Origin of the sequence: Pseudoflavonifractor sp. MCC625 (genome assembly GCF_018784545.1) — a bacterium.
Classification (GTDB): domain Bacteria; phylum Bacillota; class Clostridia; order Oscillospirales; family Oscillospiraceae; genus Pseudoflavonifractor_A; species Pseudoflavonifractor_A gallinarum.
Genome location: NZ_WQOJ01000013.1, coordinates 1 through 19,788, shown reverse-complemented (window position 1 = coordinate 19,788; position 19,788 = coordinate 1). Strand labels below are relative to the sequence as shown.

The 19,788-nt window shown below is 59.5% G+C and carries 17 protein-coding genes; 7 read left to right on the top strand and 10 right to left on the bottom strand.

Features of this window, described 5'->3' with window-relative positions; genetic code table 11:
- Positions 1 to 155 precede the first annotated feature (155 nt).
- A complete protein-coding gene (locus GPK94_RS04690; RefSeq protein ID WP_215654780.1) occupies positions 156 to 2,720 on the bottom strand; it encodes a hybrid sensor histidine kinase/response regulator in 2,565 nt (854 codons plus the stop codon).
- Positions 2,721 to 3,039: 319 nt separating this feature from the next.
- On the opposite strand from GPK94_RS04690, the gene GPK94_RS04685 reads away from it, so the two are divergent.
- The 3 genes from GPK94_RS04685 (at position 3,040) to GPK94_RS04675 (ending at position 5,764) form a co-directional block, all read left to right on the top strand.
- Complete coding sequence (locus tag GPK94_RS04685) at positions 3,040 to 3,669, top strand: cyclodeaminase/cyclohydrolase family protein (protein WP_195279833.1); 630 nt, start codon at positions 3,040 to 3,042, stop codon at positions 3,667 to 3,669.
- A 36-nt stretch (positions 3,670 to 3,705) separates the two neighbouring features.
- Positions 3,706 to 4,563 (top strand): bifunctional 5,10-methylenetetrahydrofolate dehydrogenase/5,10-methenyltetrahydrofolate cyclohydrolase, encoded by an 858-nt coding sequence (locus GPK94_RS04680; protein WP_215654778.1) that lies wholly within the window; start codon positions 3,706 to 3,708, stop codon positions 4,561 to 4,563.
- A gap of 130 nt (positions 4,564 to 4,693) precedes the next feature.
- Positions 4,694 to 5,764 carry a Xaa-Pro peptidase family protein gene (locus GPK94_RS04675; protein ID WP_101693933.1) on the top strand — a complete coding sequence of 357 codons (1,071 nt, stop codon included), beginning with the start codon at positions 4,694 to 4,696 and terminating at the stop codon, positions 5,762 to 5,764.
- A gap of 67 nt (positions 5,765 to 5,831) precedes the next feature.
- Here GPK94_RS04675 and GPK94_RS04670 read toward each other — a convergent pair whose 3' ends face one another.
- Positions 5,832 to 6,656: an alpha/beta hydrolase gene (locus GPK94_RS04670; RefSeq protein WP_215654776.1), complete on the bottom strand. Its 825-nt coding sequence runs from the start codon at positions 6,654 to 6,656 to the stop codon at positions 5,832 to 5,834.
- Positions 6,657 to 6,703: 47 nt separating this feature from the next.
- On the bottom strand, positions 6,704 to 9,907 hold the full coding sequence (locus GPK94_RS04665) for a UvrD-helicase domain-containing protein (protein ID WP_215654774.1): 3,204 nt from the start codon (positions 9,905 to 9,907) through the stop codon (positions 6,704 to 6,706).
- Between the two features lie 162 nt (positions 9,908 to 10,069).
- On the opposite strand from GPK94_RS04665, the gene GPK94_RS04660 reads away from it, so the two are divergent.
- Positions 10,070 to 10,561 carry a flavodoxin family protein gene (locus GPK94_RS04660; RefSeq protein WP_186964376.1) on the top strand — a complete coding sequence of 164 codons (492 nt, stop codon included), beginning with the start codon at positions 10,070 to 10,072 and terminating at the stop codon, positions 10,559 to 10,561.
- Between the two features lie 89 nt (positions 10,562 to 10,650).
- Here GPK94_RS04660 and GPK94_RS04655 read toward each other — a convergent pair whose 3' ends face one another.
- The 5 genes from GPK94_RS04655 to GPK94_RS04635 all read right to left on the bottom strand — a co-directional run bounded on the left by GPK94_RS04655 (position 10,651) and on the right by GPK94_RS04635 (position 14,940).
- Positions 10,651 to 11,700 (bottom strand): alcohol dehydrogenase, encoded by a 1,050-nt coding sequence (locus GPK94_RS04655; protein WP_215654772.1) that lies wholly within the window; start codon positions 11,698 to 11,700, stop codon positions 10,651 to 10,653.
- A gap of 291 nt (positions 11,701 to 11,991) precedes the next feature.
- Positions 11,992 to 12,156: a FeoB-associated Cys-rich membrane protein gene (locus GPK94_RS04650; RefSeq protein WP_186964378.1), complete on the bottom strand. Its 165-nt coding sequence runs from the start codon at positions 12,154 to 12,156 to the stop codon at positions 11,992 to 11,994.
- 36 nt (positions 12,157 to 12,192) lie between these two features.
- Entirely contained in the window at positions 12,193 to 14,358 is a 2,166-nt protein-coding gene (gene feoB / locus GPK94_RS04645) for a ferrous iron transport protein B (protein WP_215654770.1), read from the bottom strand.
- Positions 14,359 to 14,461: 103 nt separating this feature from the next.
- On the bottom strand, positions 14,462 to 14,683 hold the full coding sequence (locus GPK94_RS04640; protein WP_101693940.1) for a ferrous iron transport protein A: 222 nt from the start codon (positions 14,681 to 14,683) through the stop codon (positions 14,462 to 14,464).
- A 44-nt stretch (positions 14,684 to 14,727) separates the two neighbouring features.
- A complete protein-coding gene (locus tag GPK94_RS04635) occupies positions 14,728 to 14,940 on the bottom strand; it encodes a FeoA family protein (RefSeq protein ID WP_215654784.1) in 213 nt (70 codons plus the stop codon).
- Positions 14,941 to 15,187: 247 nt separating this feature from the next.
- Here GPK94_RS04635 and GPK94_RS04630 point away from each other — a divergent pair, with 247 nt between their 5' ends.
- A complete protein-coding gene (locus tag GPK94_RS04630; RefSeq protein WP_101693941.1) occupies positions 15,188 to 15,559 on the top strand; it encodes a metal-dependent transcriptional regulator in 372 nt (123 codons plus the stop codon).
- Positions 15,560 to 15,629: 70 nt separating this feature from the next.
- The gene (locus GPK94_RS04625; RefSeq protein WP_215654768.1) at positions 15,630 to 16,424 is read left to right on the top strand and encodes a ZIP family metal transporter; all 795 of its coding nucleotides are present in this window, start codon (positions 15,630 to 15,632) and stop codon (positions 16,422 to 16,424) included.
- Positions 16,425 to 16,495: 71 nt separating this feature from the next.
- Here the strand turns inward: GPK94_RS04625 and GPK94_RS04620 are convergent, their stop codons facing one another.
- A complete protein-coding gene (locus GPK94_RS04620; RefSeq protein ID WP_215654766.1) occupies positions 16,496 to 17,695 on the bottom strand; it encodes an ATP-binding protein in 1,200 nt (399 codons plus the stop codon).
- A gap of 207 nt (positions 17,696 to 17,902) precedes the next feature.
- Between GPK94_RS04620 and GPK94_RS04615 the strand changes: the two genes are divergently transcribed.
- Positions 17,903 to 19,267 (top strand): MATE family efflux transporter, encoded by a 1,365-nt coding sequence (locus GPK94_RS04615; protein ID WP_346727990.1) that lies wholly within the window; start codon positions 17,903 to 17,905, stop codon positions 19,265 to 19,267.
- Positions 19,268 to 19,323: 56 nt separating this feature from the next.
- On the opposite strand, the gene GPK94_RS04610 is transcribed toward GPK94_RS04615, so the two are convergent.
- Complete coding sequence (locus GPK94_RS04610) at positions 19,324 to 19,653, bottom strand: cupin domain-containing protein (RefSeq protein ID WP_101693944.1); 330 nt, start codon at positions 19,651 to 19,653, stop codon at positions 19,324 to 19,326.
- Positions 19,654 to 19,788: the final 135 nt, after the last annotated feature.

Below are 19,788 nucleotides of genomic sequence, written 5' to 3'. Positions count from 1 at the left end.
GCCAGCGGCAAGCAGACCAAGGCCGAGTCTCTCGGCTACATGGAAATGGCCATTGCCCGCGTGTGCAACTACGTGTAATTCTCAAAAAGATAAAAACGAGCGGACTCCAAAAGGAGTCCGCTCGTTTTGCTTTTTCAAAGGATTTCGAAACGCCCTCATTCCTTATGCTGTTCTTCCCGTATTTGGATCAGATCCCGCAGCGCGGTCGAGAGGATCTCAAAATCAATCGGCTTAGAGATATGGGCATTCATTCCCGCGTCTACTGTGGCTGCAATATCCTCCGCAAAGGCGTTCGCAGTCACTGCAAGGATGGGGACCTCCAGCGCATCGGGACGGTCCAGACTGCGAATCATCCTGGCCGCCTCACAGCCCCCCATCTCCGGCATCTGCATATCCATCAGGATTGCATCAAAGCCAAAGGGCGGGGAGTTCCGGAAACATTCCACAGCTTCTCTGCCGTTCCATGCCTGCGTCACAGACATATCATGCATGTGCAAAAGCTCGGTGGCAATCTCCATATTGATGGCATTGTCCTCCGCCAGGAGAATGTGTTTTCCCTGCAGCCCGTCTGCTGTTCCGGCCGAATGGGATGCTTTCTTCTCCGCCACCTCAGGCTCCTCCTGGGCGACTTCCAGCGGAAGGGTCACGGTGAACGTAGTGCCCTCTCCCAGGGCGCTCTCAACCACGATTTCGCCCCCCATTTGCGATACCAGGCTCTTGACAATGGGCATTCCAAGGCCCGTCCCCAGTACGTGCTTGGCCCCAAAGCGGGTCTCCCGTTCATAGGGAATATAGATCCGCTCCAAAAACTCTTTGGACATACCGGCTCCGGTATCGGAGACCCTGATTTGGTACTTGGCATGTTTCTGGTGATCGATCTGCCGCACGGAAACCGAGATGGAATCTCCTTCCCCGCTGAATTTGAACGCGTTGGACAGCAAGTTATTCAAGATCTGTCCAACCCGGAAGGAGTCCCCATAGACCTGTTCTTCTCTCAGATCGATGGCGATCTCAAACTTCTTTTTCTCCTTCTCGGCCTGCGGACGGAATACCTCCGCACAGCCCGCAACACAGGTGCGCAGATTGAAGCTGTGCCGGTCCAGCGTCATTCTGCCCTGCTCCATCCGGGACAATTCCAAAATATCATTGATCAGTCCCAAAAGCTGACGGCTGGAGGTCTCGATCTTATCCAGATAATCCTGGATCCGCTCCGCGTCCTTCACATACTTCCCAGCCAATTCGGTCAGACCCAGAATCGCGTTCAGAGGCGTGCGCATTTCATGGGAGACCGAGGAAAAGAAGTTCTTCTGCGACTGCTCGCTTTTGCGGGCTGCCTCCAAAGAATCCTGGAGCAGCTGCATCTGCTGAAGCTGCCGCTGCTTCTCTGCATCGATCTCCCGGAAGCAGAGCACCACCTCGCCCCGGTTCAGGGACTCATCAAAGAGCATCTGTACCTGGACCCAGCGCAGCTCCTGATCAAAGACCCGCCGGAAATCTCCTCCGAAATTCCGGACACGCCGCAGCATCAGACTCCGGATATTTTCAATGGAAAAGCTGTCCTGAAATTCCTGATAGGTCCCGCTCTCAATCACCGAGCTGAGCTGATGCAGCAGATCGGTATAGGCCCCCTGCTGAGGCAGGCATCCCCGGATATAATCCGAGCCCTTGATCATATCATAGGTCTCCTGCTCCACATTGACCCGGTAGATGGCATAGTAGGAGTTTCCCAGTACCCGCACCGTCTCGTTGGTCCGTTCGATTCGGCGGTTGAGCACATACTCCCGCGCGCTCATTCCCACGACAATGAGCAGCAGCACGATGAGCAGCAGCAAAAACCAGATCGTAAAGGTCTGAAGATCGCCCAAAATCGTACTGAAGGGAACCGTAATGATGGACATCCATCCATTGGGCGCCGTGGTATAGTAGGCGCCCCGCTTGGCCCCCTGAACGTCATAGATAAAATCCTCGGGATCGGCCATCTCTCCGGCCTGGATCTGGTCAAAGAGTCGTTTGATATACTCCTGCATCTCCTCAGAGTCGCTGGGCATCTCGGTATGCGCATACAAAAGGGTACCCTTGGTATCGCACAGATAGTAGGAGCTTCCCTCCGGAAGATTCTGCGGATTCACCGCCACCTGAAAATTTTCCGGGAAAATATCAAAGGCCATCACATCGTTGGAATTGCTGCACTTTTTGGCAATGGTAATGACCGAACGCCCGGTAATGGCGTCCATATATGCATCGGTAAAGACAATCGCTCCATCGGCTGCAATGGCTTTTTGATACCACTCGGTCTGATTTACATCATACGTCTCGTCACCTTCCCAGTAATTGGCCGCAATGATCTCTCCATCGACCACCGCATAGGGATCGATCACCGCCGTCCCAAACATATTTCGGACCGTATCAAAAAAGCCGCTCATCCAGTGCTGCACGCTCTCATGGGAGGCATTCTCCTGAAGCTGCTGGTCCAAATACTCCGTCCCAAATTCCATCAGCATTTCAAAAACGGTGATGTTGCGCTCCTCCTCTACCGAGTAGCTCTGCGCCAAAGACTGCCCTACATTTTGGGAGTTTTCCAGCAGGGTATCCTGCAGCAGCGTCAATCCCAGCACGGCTGATACCGCAAACGCCGTCACCACCAACAGATTAAAACGCATCTGCTTCCAGATGGACTTTGGTCCGTTGCTATGAACGGATTTTCCACCATTTCGCTTCATGCTATCGCTCCTTCGTGCTCTGCTCCTTTTTCGGCCACAGAGCTTCTTTTCTATTGTACTTGCTGTGGAAAACGATGTCAACGACCGCTTGTTTTGCCATTTTCTCTTCCAGACGATTCTGCTCTGCCAGCGCACTGCTGAGTCGGGTCACCGCTCGGTCTCTTCCCGGCGGCGCAGTCCGGGCGTGAAGTTTTTCCCTCCAAAATATGTATTTCTATACTCATGAGTATTGCTTTTTTTAAACCAGTCAGTTATGATTATGGAACAGAGATTTCAACCAATGCGGATATTTCTGAAAAAAGGCAAAGTGAGGGATCCTATGAATATCGCGACACAGACCTGTACGGAATTTCTGGAGGCGCTGGCCTCCAAGGCCCCGGTACCGGGCGGCGGCGGCGCGTCCGCCCTGGTAGGCGCCGTCGGCGTGGCTCTGGGCAATATGGTGGGGAATCTCACCGTCGGAAAGAAGAAATACGCCGATGTGCAAGACGATATCATCGCGCTGGATCAGCGCTCGGAAGTTCTGCGCCAGAAACTTGTGGATCTGGTAGCTGCCGACGCCGAGGTCTTCGAACCCCTCTCCCGCGCCTATGGCCTGCCTAAGGATACGGAGCAGCAGCGCGCCTATAAGGAGCAGGTCATGGAACAGGCCCTGAACACCGCCTGCTCCGTCCCCATGGAGATCATGAGCGCCCTGTGCGAGGCCATCGAGCTGCACCGGGACTATGCCCGCATGGGCTCTGCCATTGCCATCTCTGATGTGGGCGTGGGTGTTCTCTTCTGCAAGGCGGCCCTCCAGGGCGCCAGTCTGAACGTCTTCATCAACACCAAGTCCATGGCGGATCGGGAGAAGGCCCGGGCGCTGGAAGAGAAAGCCGAGGCCATGCTCTCCAAATATGTCCCCCTGGCGGACGAGATCTACACACAGGTGCTGGGCCGTCTGCGCTGAGCGCAGCCGCACACTGAAAAAGGAAAGGTGATGTACATGTCTACCATTCTCTCCGGCAAAGAGGTTGCCGCCGCCCTGACCGACGCGCTGGTCCAGCGTACCCAGGCCCTGAAAGACCGCGGGATCTCTCCCACGCTGGCCATTGTCCGGGTCGGAGAGCGGGAAGATGATCTGAGCTATGAGCGCGGCGCCACCAAGCGCTGTGAAAAGATCGGGGTGGCCGTGCGCTCCTTTGTCCTCCCCGCCGACGCCTCTCAGGAGGAGCTGCTCCAGGTCATCGATCAGGTCAACCGGGACCCGGAGATCCACGGCTGTCTGCTCTTCCGCCCGCTGTCCAAGCATATGGATGACGAGACGGTGCGCCGCGCCCTCGCTCCGGAAAAGGACGTGGACGGAATCACCGACGGCTCTCTGGCCGGTGTATTCGCCGGTGTGAAGCGGGGCTTCCCCCCCTGTACCGCCCAGGCCTGCATGGAGATCCTGGCCCATTACGGCTATGATCTCACCGGCAAGCGGGTCACGGTGGTGGGCCGCAGCCTGGTCGTCGGTAAGCCTGTGGCCATGATGCTGCTCCAGAAAAACGCCACGGTTACCCTCTGCCACACCCGCACGGTGGATATGCCCGCGGTCTGCCGGGAGGCCGAGATCCTGGTGGTTGCCGCCGGCAAGGCCGGCGTGGTGGATGCCTCCTATGTCTCCCCCGGCCAGGTCGTGGTGGACGTGGGCATCAACGTCAACGCTGAGGGCAAGCTCTGCGGCGATGTGGCCTTTGACGCGGTGGAGCCGGTGGTGGACGCCATCACTCCGGTTCCGGGCGGCGTCGGATCGGTCACCACCTGTGTTCTGGTGGGCCATGTGGTGGAGGCGGCCGAGCGTACCTGCGGCATGGCGTAAACCGCGCTGCTCACAGCTGTTTTTCCGCACGCTTCTGCACGGAAAAGATCGCTCAGCCAGATCAAATTATGCTATAATAAAGGGGCCGGCAGAGTGCCGGCCCCTTTATCTGTTCAAAGGAAGTGTATCTATGGAAATGTCCCGTATCTCCCGTGTCACGGCGGAGATGAAAGCCGCCGGACTCTCCCAGATCCTCATTACCGCCACCACATCGGTCTACTACCTCACCGGCTTCTGGGTGGAGCCCCATGAGCGTCTGCTGGCTCTCTACCTGGACGCAGAGGGAAAGGCCGTCCTGTACGGCAATGAGATCTTCGGTCTCCCCTCCACACCGGAGCTGCCGGTGGTCACCCACAAGGACGGGGAGGACCCGGTGGCCGATCTGGCCCGCGCAGTCCAGCCCGGGACCCTGGGTGTGGACAAGTTCTGGTACAGCAAATTTCTCATTGGCCTGATGGAGCACCGCCCCGATGTGCGTCCCGTCCACGGTTCCATGCCGGTGGACCTGTGCCGCAAATTGAAGGATGAGGCCGAGCGCGCCGCCATGCGCCACAGCTCGGCCATGAACGACCAGGTGGTGGCCGCTGCCATCGGCGCCATCCGTCCCGGCGTGCGGGAAAATGAGCTGGCCGCGCTGGTCAACCGGGAATTTGTGGCCCGTGGGGCCGACTGTGAGGGCAGACAGCTGGTCTGCTTCGGCGCCAATGGGGCAGACCCCCACCACAGCGGCGATTCCACCGTGCTTCAGCCCGGGGACAGCGTGATCTTTGACATCTTTACCCCCATCTCCCGCTACTGGTGCGACATGACCCGCACCGTCTTCTACCAGACCGTCAGCGAAAAGCAGCGTGAGGTCTATGAGCTGGTCCGCCAGGCCAACGAGGCAGCCGAGGCCATGGTCCGCCCCGGCGTCCTCCTCTCCGATCTGGACCGCTGCGCCCGGGACATCATCACCAAGGGCGGATACGGTCCCTACTTTACCCACCGGCTGGGCCACGGCTGCGGTCTCGACTGCCACGAGCCCCCGGACGTGAGCGGCGTCTCGGACACTCCCCTGGAGCCCGGTATGGTCTTTTCCGTGGAGCCTGGCATCTATCTGCCCGGGGAATTTGGCGTACGCATTGAGGATCTGGTGCTGGTGACGGAGGACGGCTGCGAAGTGCTCAACCACTATCCCAAGGATCTGCAAGTGGTGGGATAAGCCGCTTTTGCAAAAACGGATGGTATATCTTTCGAGAAGATATACCATCCGTTTTTCATTTTGTGCTCTATGGACGTTTCCCCAAGCCGTGGAGCCAGGTCTCCGCTAGATCCATCCAACTGGCACACTCCATCTGGAGACCCCGGTTATCCCGCCCGGCGGTGAGAGGTCCGGCGGTCCCGATGCCGTGCCGTCCCACCGGGTAGAGGTGAAATTCCGTGGAGATCCGATGGGCGCGCAGCGCTTGGACGAAGAGGAGGGAATTTTCCACCGGCACACTCTCATCGGTGAAGGTATGCCAGAGGAAGACCGGCGGCACATCGTCGTTCACCTGTTTTTCCAGGGAGAGGAAATCCCGCAGCTCCTCCTCCCGCTCGGCCAGCAGGTTCTCCGCGCTCCCCCGGTGACCAAATTGTCCCATGGTAATGACCGGATAGCTCAGCATCAGGCCGTTGGGACGGCGCAGCTCCGGCGGGGTGCCCAGCGCCTGGGTGAGGAAGTCGGCCTTCCAGAACACCCCCAGACAGGCGGCCAGGTGCCCCCCTGCCGAGGAGCCCTGCACCACGATGCGCTGCGGGTCCACATACCACTCCGCCGCGTGACGGCGGATGAGAGATACGGCGTTTGCCAGCTGCAAAAGGGCGGTGGGAAAGCGTGCCGGTGCCACGGAGTAGCGCAGCACCGCCGCATGGGCCCCCATGGTCATACACTTGAGCGCAATGGCCTCCCCCTCCCGGTCGGAGGTCATGGCATATCCGCCCCCGGGACAGATCACCACCATGGGCCGGAGCAGCCCGTCGTCCAACTCCTCCGAATTGTCCCACAGATAGAGGGACAGCTTTGCCGTGGGGCCTCCTGCCCCCGCCGGGATCTCATGGATCTGATAATTCATGGGTCTCTCGCTCCTTTTTGGGTTTCACAGTTACCAGACGAAAGCCGTCAGAACAGGCTGATCTGACCGCTCTCATATTCTCTGGGGCGTCCCTGGGCCTCCTCCCGCTCCACCAGCGCGGAGGGAAGCTCCGCCAGGAAGGGAGAGGGCTCCTCCCCCGAGGTGAGCAGGATCAGCTCCTCTTTGGCCCGGGTCATCCCCACGTAGAAGAGGCGCCGCTCCTCGCCGCCGTCCACCGGATGGCGCTCCGATTCCAGCGGCAGTACGCCCTTGCGCACTCCGCAGAGAAAGACCACCGGGAATTCCAGTCCCTTGGCGGCGTGGAGGGTCATCAGCGTCACCGCCCCCGCGTCATATTCGCCGGAGCGCCGCCACAGGTCACCCTCGCCTCCCAGAGCGACTCCTTCCAGCAGTCCTGGCATGGTCTTATAGAAGGAGGCCATGCCCATCAGCTTCTCCAGGGCGTCGGAGCCGGTGCAGCCCGCTGCCCCGGCCCAGCGCTCCAGCAGCCGCCAGGGGCGCTCCCAGTCGGCCTGCTGGCCAAAGAAGGCGGTCAGCTCCAGCCAGGGGCGCAGGATGGTCAACTCCCCATAGTCCTGCTCCACCGCCTTGACCCGCTGGGCCGCATCCCCCTCGGTAACGGCCCAGGTGTGGGACACCGCCCGGACCAGGTCCGCCGGAACGTTCCAGATCAGACGCAGTGCCGCCTCCAGCGCCAGCGTATCCGTCGCTTCCAGCAGCACCCGGAAAAAGCACAGCGCGCCCCGCACCGTGTCGTCGTGAAGGAAGTCATCCCGTCCGGCGACCCGGCAGGGGATCCCCTCTCGCCGCAGACACTGCTCCAGTACCCCCGCCTGATGGCGGGTGCGGTAGCAGACCGCCAGATCGGAAAAGCTCCAGTTCCGCCCCCGGTCCTGGTGACGGCGGGCATCCAGCAGATCAATCCCGCCCACCAGGCGGTTAATCTCCCGGGCCACAAAGACGGCCTCGGCCCGGTCGCTTCCGGTATGCACCAGGCGCACCTTTGCCCCGCTGTGCCCGGCGGCGTGGAGGACACGCTCCTCACCCCCGTTGTGCCGGATGACTGCCAGGGCACATTCCAGGATCTCTGGTGTGGAGCGGTAGTTCTCCGTCAAATGGATGGTGCGCAGTTGAGGGTTATCCTCCGCCAGCCGGGAAAAGCAGGCCGGATCAGAGCCCCGGAAGGCGTAGATGGACTGGTCCGGGTCCCCGATCACAAAGAGGCTGCGGCCCAGACGGTTCCACGCCCGGAGCAGGCGGTACTGCATGGGGTTGCAGTCCTGAAATTCATCCACCAGCAGGTGGCGGAACTTGCGCGCGTCGCTCCGGCTCTTTCCCTCCCACTCCTCCAGCGTCCGCAGGAGCAGGTCGTCATAGTCCATCATCCCCCGCTCGGCCAGACGGCGGTCGTAAAAGGCACAGGCCTGTTCCAGCTCCCCGTCTCCCGGCTCTTCCATGCCGTTTTTCCGGCGGGAGACCACCTGGAGCAGCCGCTTGGGCGGCAGGGACATGCCGAGGGCGCGCAGGACCTGTCCCGCCAGCTCCAGGGCCTCATACTCGCCCACCAGCCCCACCGGCTCTTCCCGGGAGAGCAGGTGGAGTGCGATGGAGTGGAAGGTACCGATGGTCATGCCGCTCATGAGCCGCCGGTCTCCCAGCGCCTGCTCCAGCCGCTCCCGCAGCTCGGCCGCCGCCTTGTTCGTAAAGGTCACCGCCACGATCTCCGAGGGGCGCTCCCCCTGTTCCAGCAGCCACAGAATCCGGGAGACCAGGGTCTTGGTCTTTCCGGTGCCCGGCCCGGCCACCACAGCTACCGCCCGCTCACCGGCACATACGGCGCTCTGCTGGGCGGCATTGAGGGCTTCCGGCCGGGGCGCCTGCAGCTCTTCCGCCGGAAGCGGTTTTTCCACCGTATGCTTTTCCCGGGTGGAAACACTCCTCTTTTTGGCCTTTGGAACGTCGCAGCCAAAGAGGCTCACCTGTCCGCTGAAGGCCTCCTTCTCCTGCTCGGTGAGGAGAGTCATCCTGCCATACTCCCCGTCAAAGCCGGGCTGCCACAGGGCCTTTCCCGCCCGCAGGCGGCGGATGCCCTCGGCCACGCAGGGGCCAGCCACCGCCGCAATGTCCTCGATGGGCACCTCCCGCAGGATGTGGAACTCCGGCCCCAGTTTTTGCAGCATCTCCTCATAGCGCAGCTGGTTGCGCTTGCACTCCGGAGCGCCGCCCAGTGTGGCGGAGAGAACCTCCGGCAGCGGCGCCAACCGCTCATAGACCGGCGCTCTGGGGCGCACATACCCCTCCGGCCGGTCGGCCAGCTGCTCCACCCGGTGGAGCACGCCGGTGGTCAGCCGTTTGCCGCAGACCGGACAGACCCCGCCCACCGCCTCGGCCTCCTGGGGAGAGAGGCACTGTTTGCAGTTGCGGTGGCCGTCGTAGTGGTACTTTCCCTCCTCTGGGAAGAACTCCACCGTCCCCTTCAATCCCCGCCCAGTCCGCAGGGCCTTTTCCAGTGCGGTGTAGGAGTAGGGGATCTCCAGGAGGTTTGCCTCCCGCCCCAGCTTGGAAGGCGAGTGGGCATCCGAGTTGGAGACCAGGTGGAAGCGGTCCAGGGCCGACCAGCGCCAGTTCATGGGCGGATCGGAGGAGAGGCCGGTCTCCAGCGCATGGATATGGGGGGTCAGGTCCTCAAAGCACTCCTCAATGGTATCAAAGCCGGAAAAGGCGCCGAACAGGGAAAAGTGCGGCGTCCAGATGTGGGCGGGAATAAAAATGGCGTTGGGGGCGGCCTCCAGCGTGATCTCCAGCAGGTCCCGGCAGTCCAGCCCCAGGATGGGCCGCCCGTCTGAGTGCAGGTTGCCGATGGCCTCCAGCCGCCGGGAGAGGACCTCCGCCCGCTCCAGGTCGGGCAGTACGATCAGGCTGTGCACCTTGCGCACCGCACCGTTTTTCTTGTAGATGGTGCTGATCTCCCCGCTGACCACAAAGCGAGGGGCCTCCTCCACCGGGAGGGCGCCCGGGCGGATCGCCTCCTCTTTCAGGGTATAGAGCCCCTCCTCCGCGGGAACCAGCTGTTCCGTCAGCTCGGCCCGCCAGGCCGGGTGGGTAAAATCCCCGGTTCCCACCAGATGGATGCCCTTGCGTCTGGCCCAGAAATCCAGTGCCGCGGGCACGCAGTCCCGGCTGGTCGCTCTGGAATATTTGGAATGGATGTGCAGGTCCGCAATCCGCATATCATCTTCCCCTCTTTCTCCGGCCGGAGCGCCTTTTCCGCCCCGGTTTCCTGTCGTTTGTTCCATGATAGTACGTTTTCCGCTTCTGTGCAAGGCCTTGTCTTTCCCGCCGGAGGGTTTTATAATGTCCATACCGAGACAAAACACAGGAGGCAATTTGGCATGAAACTATCCGTACTCTATTTTTCCCGCTCCGGACATACCCGTGACATGGCCGAGGAGATCGTATCCGGCATGAACAGCGTGGAAGGCGCTCAGGCCCGGGCCTTTTCCCTGGACGCCATCGACGAAGATTTCCTCCGGGAGAGCTCCTGCGTGGTGCTGGGCACCCCCTCCTATCTGGCCTGCATGGCCGGTCAGGTCAAGACCTGGCTGGACACCGAGAGCGGCAAATACGGCCTGGCCGGCAAACTGGGCGGCGCCTTTGCCACGGCGGACTATGTCCACGGCGGCGGCGACATGGCGGTGCAGGGCATCCTGACCCACTTCATGGTGCGGGGCATGCTGGTCTATTCAGGCGGCGGCTCCTGGGGCAAGCCCTACATCCATCTGGGCCCGGTTGCCATCAGCGACGATCTGGCCAAATACGCCCCCACCTTCCGGGCCTACGGCACGCGCATGGCCTCCAAGGCGCTGGAGCTCTTTGGCGCCTGATTTCCTTTCCATATACAAATACGCCCGCACAGCCCCGGTTCGAGCTGTGCGGGCGTATTTTTTGTCTTGGGAACAGATTTCTTTCCTCTCTACCCTTCTCCGGGCGGCGTGACCACCCATTTGATGCATCCGCTCTCCGGATCAGAAAAGACCCGGTATCCCTCCTCGATCCGGTCCAGTCCGCCCCGGTGGGTAATGAGGAAATCGGTGCGCAGACGGCCGGCGGCCAGCAGATCCATCAGGCGCTGCCCATGGTGGGCGTCCACCCCGCCGGTCTTGAAGATCAAATTCTTCCCGTACATCTCGGGCAGCGGCAGAACCTGGTTCTGCTCGTACATAGCCACTACGGCCACGATTCCGTTGGGGCGGGCGATCTGCCAGGCGGTCTGGAAAGTGTCCGCTCCCCCGGCGCACTCGATCACGCCGTCCGCACCGCGGCCCTCGGTCCGCGCCAGAATTTCACCGCTCTCCCCAGGCGCCAGGACCACATCGGCCAGGCCCTCTGCCCTGGCCAGCTCCCGCCGCTCCTTGCGGGGCTCGATGGCGATGACCTGTCCCGCGCCCAGCAGACGGGCGCACTCCATGGCGCACAGGCCCACCGGTCCGGCGCCCAGCACGGCCACCGTGTCCCCGGGCTGGATCTCGCACAGCTCCGCGCCAAAATACCCGCTGGCCAGAATATCCCCCAGAAAGAGCGCATCCTCATCGCTCACATGATCTGGGATGGGAGTGAGGCCCGTATCTGCAAAGGGGACCCGGACATACTCCGCCTGACAGCCGTCGATGCGGCAGCCCAGCTCCCAGCCGCCCTGGGTACAGTTGTTCACGTAGCCCCGGCGGCAGAACCAGCACTCCCCGCAGAAGGTCTCACAGCAGGCGGCCACCCGCTCTCCCACGTGGAGCCGTCCTTTCAGCGCCTCTCCTACGGCGACGATCTCCCCCACGAACTCGTGCCCCAGAACGATCCCGGGCACGGCCCGGGGCACCGCGCCATGGGCAATGTGCAGATCACTGGTACAGATGGTGGAGCGGGTCACCCGCACCACCGCGTCTCGGGGGTCACAGATCCGTGGAATCGGGCGGCGTTCCAGTCCGATGTCCCCTACACCCCGGTATACCATGGCCAACATGGTCTCCATCCCATACACGCCCCTTTCTTTTTTCCCAGTGTAGCACAGTTTCCGGTCTGAGACAATCCGTCCCCCGCATAGACTATCTCAGACGGAGTTTGGAAAGGAGGTCTCTCGATGGCATCACCCACCTGTTGGGTCGGTCTGCGCTGGAATCCGCCTCCCGTACCGCCCGCCCCGGTCCATTCCGGCGTTCCAAGCACGCCGAAGAAATAGAGAAACCCACAGAGGGGGACGCCACTTGGCGTCCCCCTCTGTGGGTTGTTTGGAGAAAAGTAGGAGAAAGGTATTATCTTGTACTTATTTGGCGGAAGGATGGGCGTCATGACAGTGCCCGGAGCATCCTCCGCAGCTTCCGCCGCAGGAGCAGCCGCCCTTCTTTTTTTCCTTCCAGGTACACCGGACGGCAAACGCGACCACCGCCAGAACGACCAGGCCGATCAGAATGGTTGAGAGATAGGGCATGGATACGCCCTCCTTTCCTGTATTGTTAGAGATTCCTCATGCGCTTACCGCGTCCACAGCCCGCAGGCGGCTGCTCTCGCCCTGGTATCCCTTCCGGAAGAGCAGATACACCATGCCCGCCAGAACGGCAAAGGCCACAACGGTCCAGGCGCTGAACTGGCCCTGGGCCAGCAGGCCGAACTGATAGACCATCAGGGAGACCAGATAGGCAAAGCCGCACATATAGCCGATGGCTGCCACGGTCCACTTGGGACTGTTCATCTCCCGCTTGATGGCGCCCATGGCGGCAAAGCAGGGCGCGCAGAGCAGGTTAAAGATCATAAAGCTGTATGCAGTCAGACCGGTAAACTGTGTTCCCACAGCTGCCAGCAGTTCGGAGGATTCCTCGGTCACCTCCGCGCCCAGGCCAAAGAGGACGCCGAAGGTAGAGACCACATTCTCTTTTGCGATCAAACCGGTGACGGTGGCCACGGTGGCCTGCCAGGTACCAAAGCCGATGGGGGCAAAGATGGGAGCCACCACGCCGCCCACCGCGGCCAGCAGGGAGGTGTTGTTGTCCTCCACCATCTGGAACTGTCCGTCCACCACGCCAAAGCCCTGGAAGAACCAGAGGATGATGGAGGAGAGCAGGATCACCGTACCCGCCCGCTTGATAAAGGACCAGCCGCGCTCCCAGGTGCCCCGGAGGATATTGGCCGCCTTGGGGATGTGGTAGGCCGGCAGCTCCATCACAAAGGGAGCGGGATCCCCGGCAAAAATCCGGGTCTTTTTCAGGATCACGCCCGAAGTGACCACCGCGGCCACACCGATGAAGTAGGCGGAGACCGCCACCCAGCTGGAACCACCGAAAATGGCCCCGGCAAAGAGTCCGATGATGGGCATCTTCGCCCCGCAGGGGATAAAGCCGGTGGTCATGACCGTCAGCTTCCGATCCCGGTCCTGTTCGATGGTACGGGAGGCCATGATTCCGGGCACGCCGCATCCGGTGGCCACCAGCATGGGGATAAAGCTCTTGCCGGAGAGGCCAAACCGGCGGAAGATCCGGTCCATAATGAAGGCGATCCGCGCCATGTAGCCCACATCCTCCAGGATGCACAGCAGCAGGAACAGTACCAGCATCTGGGGGACAAAGCCTAGAACCGCGCCCACGCCGGCCACGATGCCGTCTACGATCAGTCCCTGGAGCCAGGGCGCGCAGCCCACGCTCTCCAGGAAGCCGTTGAGGGCGTCCGGCACCCATGCCCCGAACAGCACGTCGTTGGTCCATCCAGTGGCCATGCTGCCGATGGAGAAGGGCAGATTTCCCATGGAAATGGCATAGACCAGATACATGACTGCCGCAAAAATGGGCAGCGCCAAAATACGGTTGGTCACAATGCGGTCGATTTTGTCCGAGGCCGACATGCCCCGGCGGCTCTTCTTCACGCATCCGCTCACCACCCGGGCAATATACTCATAGCGCTCGTTGGTGATGATGGATTCGCTGTCGTCGTCCAGCTCTGTCTCCACCGCCTGGATGATTCCATCCAGACGGCTTTTGAGATCCTCTCCCATCTGGAAGCGCTCCAGGACCTTCTCATCCCGCTCAAAGAACTTGACCGCATACCAGCGCAGGCTCTCACCGGGTACCACGCCACCGATCAGATCCATGATCTCTTGCAGCGCCTTCTCCACGCGGCTGGAGAAGGTGTGGCCCGGCTGGGTACTCTGCCCGGTCCGCACCAGGTTGGCCGCCTCCTGTGCGGCGGCCACACAGCCCTCGCCCTTGACCGCGGAGGTCTCCACTACCGGACAACCCAGCGCCTGCCTCAGCTTCCGGACGTCGATCTGATCCCCGTTGCGCCGCACAATATCCATCATATTCAGCGCAACCACGACGGGAATCCCCATTTCGGTCAGCTGCGTGGTCAAATAGAGATTGCGTTCGATATTGGAGGCGTCCACCAGATTCAAAATGGCGTCCGGCCGCTCCTCCATCAGATAATTCCGGGAGACCACTTCCTCCAGCGTATAGGGGGAGAGAGAATAGATGCCCGGCAGATCGGTAATGGTCACATCCTTGCTGCCTTTCAGCTTTCCCTCTTTCTTTTCCACCGTAACACCGGGCCAGTTTCCCACAAATTGTGCCGCGCCGGTCAGGGCATTGAACATGGTAGTCTTGCCGCAGTTTGGATTTCCGGCAAGTGCGATTCTGATTGACATGGATATCCCTCCTCTTTACGGAGCCCTCTCTGCTCCGCCTCATCCAACACGAAAGAATCTTTTGTCTTTTAGTTACCAATAGCTAACCAAAGGGCAAAAAAACTCACTCCACCAGGATGTTTTCCGCATCCCCTTTGCGAATCGACAGTTCATAGCCCCGGACGGTGATCTCCACCGGATCGCCCAGAGGGGCTACCTTCCGCACAAATACAGAGGTCCCCTTGGTGATGCCCATATCCATGATCCGGCGGCGCAGCGCGCCTTCTCCCAGGATCTTGGTCACCGTGACCGTCTCACCGCATTTGACCGTTCGCAATGTTGCCATCGTTCTTCCTCCTTCCAACACACACACCGTCTGATACAGTCTTCCTATCCGACCAGGATTCGCTTGGCCATGGTTTTATCCAGTGCAACACGCGTATCTTTCACATGGACGATCAGATTTCCACCGATCTGTGAAATGACCGTGACCGGGCTCCCCTCCACAAAGCCGAGGCTCCCCAAAAAACGGCGTACCTCGTCTTTTCCGCTGATCTTTCGGACGGTATTTTCCACACCTGCCTGCGCCATCGTTAACGGCATAGACATAACACCCCTATCCTTCCGTAAGTTAGAATAAGCTAACTATTTTCAGGAATAACAGGGAGTTAGCATTTTCTAACTCCCTTGTAACGGCGTTAGTTTACCATGGCTAACCACTTTTGTCAATGGATTTTTGGAAAAAATCTCGTCTCTTGTATCAATCTGCTTTTTATGATAAAATGAAAAGAACTTTCCGGTTTTGATTTGTACACTTCACAGGTCTTTCCGGCGAAGAGGAGGCACCTTCATGAAAATCCAGGAATCGGCCGAAAATTATCTGGAAACCATTCTGATGCTGAAAGAAGAGCGCGGCATGGTCCGCTCCATTGACATTGTCCGCCACATGAATTTTTCCAAACCCAGCGTCAGCCGCGCTATGAGTCTGCTGCGCGAAAACGGATATATCTCCATGGACAAAGAGGGCTTTATTGAGCTGACCGACCAGGGCCGTGCCATTGCCAGTACCATCTATGAGCGGCACCAGCTTCTCACCGAGTGGTTGACGCGGCTGGGCGTCAGTCCGGAGACTGCGGCGGCGGATGCCTGCCGCATCGAGCACGATCTGAGCGCTGAGACTTTTCAGAAAATTAAAGAGCACATTCAGCGGGCCGGGGATTGATTTCCCCGGCTTTTTCCTGTATACTGGATACTCAAAGGTTAGCATAAACTAACATTTAGGAGGATATTACATGTTAGGAGCACTTTCCTGGGCTGCTGCCGGCACAGGTTTTACCTTTTTGATGACGTCACTTGGGGCGGCATTGGTCTTTCTCTTTCGGGGACGCAGCTCTGCCACGGCGCAGAAGCTGTTCTTGGGGTTTGCGGCGGGCGTTATGATTGCTGCCTCGGTCTGGTCCCTGCTCATCCCCGCGATCGAAGAGGCGGAGGCGGCCGGGATCCCCGGATACCTGCCCGCTGCGGGCGGTCTTCTGTTGGGCGCCCTGTTTCTCCTCGTGCTGGACGGCCTGCTTCCCCACCTCCATCCAGATGCCAAACAGCCGGAGGGAATCACAAGCAGTCTGAAGCGGACCACACTTCTTGTCTTTGCCGTAACCCTGCACAACATTCCGGAGGGGATGGCCGTCGGCCTCTCCTTTGCTCTGGCCGCGCAGCACGGCGGAGAGGGGGCACTGTATACCTCTGCTATGGCCCTGGCCATCGGAATCGGAATCCAGAACTTCCCCGAGGGTGCGGCCATCTCCATTCCCCTGCGGGAGGAGGGAATGCCCCGCTGGAAGGCCTTTCTCTGCGGCAGCCTCTCCGGCATTGTGGAGCCCATCTTTGGTATCCTGACCGTACTGATTGCCCCCCAGATCGGTCCTCTGATGCCCTGGCTCCTCTCCTTTGCCGCGGGTGCCATGGTCTATGTGGTGGTGGAGGAGCTGATTCCGGAGGCCCACCTGGGCGAGCACTCCAATCTGGGAACCTTCGGCGTGCTGGGCGGCTTTCTGGTCATGATGATTTTGGACGTTGCCCTGGGCTGATTTCCTTTTCCCCACTTCACAGAAGCATAGAAAAAAGAGCAGCAAATTTGCTGCTCTTTTTTTGTGTCTGATCAGACCCGCAGGCTGGCAATAAACTGGCGGACCACCCGGGGCGTGCGGCCTGGATGGTGCATCTCCCACTTGACGGCCTCGGCATGGAGGGCCTCCTGCTCCATTTCCACTCCGTAATAGGCGGCCATCCGGTCCACCATCTCCAGATATTCCTTCTTGCCCATGGCCAGATAGGGGATGCGCAGACCAAAGCGCTCGGCCAGAGAGGTTTTCTCCTGAATGGTCTCCGATGCATCTACCTCATCTCCGGCCCGGTCGCTGAAGGTCTGGCGAACCAGATGGCGGCGGTTGGAAGTGGCATAGATGGCCACATTAGCGGGTCGGCGCTCCAGTCCTCCCTCCAGAATGGTCTTCAAGACAGAATAGGTTCGGTCGTCCTGATCGAAGGCCAGGTCATCAATGAACAGGATGAATTTCCGCCGGCGCCCTCCCAAGGTACGGATCAGGTCGGGCAGCGTGGAGACCTCCTCCTTCTGGACCTCAATCAAACGGAGATCCTCAAACCCGGAGATGGAGAGGATGGATTTCACCGTGGCGGATTTTCCAGTGCCGCTGTCCCCATAGAGCAGGACATTGTTCACCTGATTGCCCTCCAGCATAGCGCGGGTGTTGGCGATGACCTGGTCGCGCTGGCGCTCATACCCCATCATCTCCTCAGGCGTATGGCTGTCCGGCTCCTGCACCGGCCACAGCTTTCCCTCCTCCCACAAGAAGGCGCGGTACTGGGCAAACCGTCCCGAGCCATGGGCACGGTAAAAGGCAGTGAGGGACTCCGCGTCAAAGGGCGCGCTGCACGTCCAGCGGGGCAGCCCCTCCAGAACCGGGGCAAAATCAGCCGAGACACAGGTGCTGATTGCGCGAATCACCGTCTCACAGTCCAATTCCGCCAAGTATGCCAGCGTCTGAATGTCCCGCCGGGCGGCAGACTCCAGCACAGGGTCCTGCTCCTCGCGCTCCACCTGCCAGGCATAGGGCGACTCCTGATAGCGCAATGCATCATGCAGCCAGTCGGAGAGCCCCTGCTTCCCTGTCTGCCAGAGTGTATAGAAGAGACGGGTATAGCGTTCTACCGCCTCTTCCCCCTTCCCGTCGTGCAGCGCGTCCAGTATAGACATCACCAGCTGCATCACCGGCTCATCCATCAGGTGTTTGTACGCCGCTACGCCCCGCAGGGAGCAGCGCAGCAGATCCAGTTCCATTTCCGCTCTCTCCTTTATCTGCACCGGCAGAATACCTTGCCATACAGCCCGTTTTTTCTTTCCGCCGCTAAAGTTTTGTAGATTTTATTTTAGGCCCTTCTCACCGGACTGTCAACAGATAGCATTGACTTATCCCCAGTCCTTGCTTTATGCTGTGTTTAGAATGCCATATTTCCACTGTTCGCCGGTAGGGAAGGAGCGATCGATTTGCAAAGCCGGATTACAGAAGGGCCGATCTGGAGGCATCTTCTCTCATTTTTCTTTCCTATTTTGTTGGGAACCTTTTTTCAGCAGCTATATAACACCGTAGATGCCATCATTGTAGGTAATTTTGTGGGGACAGAGGCGCTGGCTGCCGTGGGTGGTCCTGCCGCAGTCCTCATCAACTTTCTGGTCAATCTCTTTGTGGGACTCTCCTCGGGCGCTACGGTCATCGTCGCGCAGTACTATGGCGCACGGCAGATCCAGGAACTCCGCCGCACCGTACATACGGCCATCGCCCTGGCAATCGCGGCAGGTTTGGGCGTCATGGTGTTGGGTATCGCCCTCTCCTATCCGGTCATGGTACTCATGGGCACACCGGCCGAGGTCATGGACTACTCCCTGATCTATTTGCGGATCTATTTTGTAGGGAGCATCGCCTCCTTCCTCTACAACGTGGGTTCCAGCGTCCTCCGGGCCATTGGCGATACAAAACGGCCCCTTTACTTTCTGATTGCCGCCTGTTTGACCAATATTGTGCTGGATCTTGTATTTGTGGTCGGCTTTGGTCTGGAAGTGCTGGGCGTAGCCCTTGCCACGGTACTCTCACAGATCGTCAGCGCCGTGTTGGTCATGCTGGTCCTCTGCCGTCCGGACTCGATTTTCTGTATTGAACGGAAACAGATCCGGTTCCATCCGGATATTCTCAAATCTATTCTCCGCATCGGTCTGCCCACCGGGCTTCAGTCCGATATGTATACCATTTCCAATATGCTCATTCAGTCCTGCATCAATTCCTTTGGCACAAGCACCATGGCAGCGTGGACTGCTTTCTGCAAGCTGGATGCCTTCTATTGGATGATCTCCGGTGCATTCGGCATCTCCATCACAACCTTTGTGGGGCAGAATTTCGGCGCGCAGCGCTACGACCGGGTCCGGAAGAGTGTACGGGTCTGTCTGCTTCTCTCCCTGGTGACCGCACTGCTGGTCAGCGGACTGTATGCCCTTGGCGCCCAACCTCTGCTGCGTATGTTCTCCACCGATACCCAGGTGATCGAGATCGGCACTTTTATCCTCTGGCGCATGTCCCCCTTCTACTTCACCTTTATCTGTGTGGAGGTCATGGCCGGCGCCATCCGCGGTACGGGAGATTCGTTGAAGCCCATGCTCCTCACCTGCGGCGGTGTGTGTGTACTGCGTGTGGTCTGGATCTTCACGGTCCTCCCGCTGGACCGCACGCTTGGTACCCTCCTGCTCAGCTATCCCATGACCTGGAGCATCACTTCCCTGCTGTTTATCATCTACTATGTGCGCGGGAACTGGATGCGCCGCCAAATTCAGAAGTATGGGTTTTCAGAAGAACAGCCCTGATGGAAGGGAATAAAAACGGCTCTGCATCTCATAAAAGGATGCAGAGCCGTTTTATTTTATTGGTTGGGAACAACCGCGAAGAAGACCAGATTCTCCGTGCCGTCATTGATCAGGCTGTGCGCATGTCCCTTGGGGCAGTAGTGGCATACACCGCTCTCCACACGCTCCTCACCGTCGTCATAGAGAACCTTTCCGGAGCCCTGGAGCACATAGATGATCTCACTGCTGGTCTCATGGGTGTGGTATCCCACCGATGCGCCCGGCTCCAGCACACTGCGCATGATTTTATTGTGCTCATCCACATGCATTTTTGCCTGAACGGCTTTCTCACCGCCATAAAACTTTTCCAGGAGCGTCAAATCCATCGCATCAAAATTCAAGATCATCTTATTCTCCTCCAGTGCATATAAAATAAGGACGGACAGCTTACACTGTCCGTCCCTGTGTCGGCATTACCTATCTTCCCGGTCCGTCTCCAGACAAGTATTTTCGGCGCAGGTGAGCTTAACTTCCGTGTTCGG